This is a genomic window from Methylobacterium sp. WL120 (assembly GCF_008039465.1).
In the GTDB taxonomy this organism is placed as follows: Bacteria; Pseudomonadota; Alphaproteobacteria; order Rhizobiales; family Beijerinckiaceae; genus Methylobacterium; species Methylobacterium cerastii.
Window position 1 is genome coordinate 1 of the sequence record NZ_VRUT01000364.1, and the last position, 845, is coordinate 845.

Here is an 845-nt window from a genome sequence, read left to right on the forward strand (position 1 = left end):
ACCGTGAGCGAGCGCTCGTCGATGTCGGTGGCGAAGATTTGCACGCGTGGCGGATCTGCCAGGGTGAGCATGTGCTCGCGCAGGAGGATGGCGAGGGAGTAAACCTCCTCGCCGGTCGAGCACGCCGGCACCCAAATCCGCACGACATCGCTCGCCGCGCGCTCGTCAAGCAGCTTCGGGATGACGTCGGCGGCCAGCGCCTCGAAGGCCGCTGCGTCGCGGAAGAAGTTCGTCACGCCGATCAGCAGGTCCCGGAACAGCGCTCCGACCTCGGCCGGGTCGGCACGCAGCAGCTTGAGGTAGCCGTCCGGCCCGGCCGCGCCGACGACGCTGATGCGCCGCTGCAGGCGACGCACGAAGGTGCTGGGCTTGTAACCGGAGAAGTCGTGGCCGACCTGTGAGCGCAGGATGGCAAAGATCTCGGTCAGCAGCTCGGCATCGAACTCCCGTGCGACTTGGTCGGTCTGACCATCCTGCGTGGCGGGACTATTGGCGGCGAAGTGGGCAGCGATCCGGTCGCCCATCCGTTCGGCCGCCTCGCCGAAATCAACGAAGCCGGTCCGCAGTGCGCTGATGGGCATGTCAGGGGTTTCGGGGCCGTAGCCATCCGCGGTCTGCGCCAGGGTCAGGCCGCCGTGCTCCTTGATCGCCTTGACGCCGATTGCGCCGTCGCCGTCGCCGCCGGACAGGATCACGCCGACCGCACGCGCGCCCTGGTCAAGGGCCAGGGCAGTCAGGAAGATGTCGACCGGTTTGGGCTCACGGACCGCCGGCCCGAGCGGCTTCAAAGTCAGCCGTCCGCCTGCGATGCCCATGACGGACCCGGCCGGCATGACGTAGACGTG

At 68.4% G+C, this 845-nt stretch carries 1 protein-coding gene; it reads right to left on the minus strand.

Translation table 11 applies throughout. The features are described 5' to 3' along the window. Positions 1–845, minus strand: an 845-nt coding sequence (locus FV229_RS27015; RefSeq protein WP_281406760.1) for a CheR family methyltransferase, incomplete at both ends; no start/stop codon positions are given.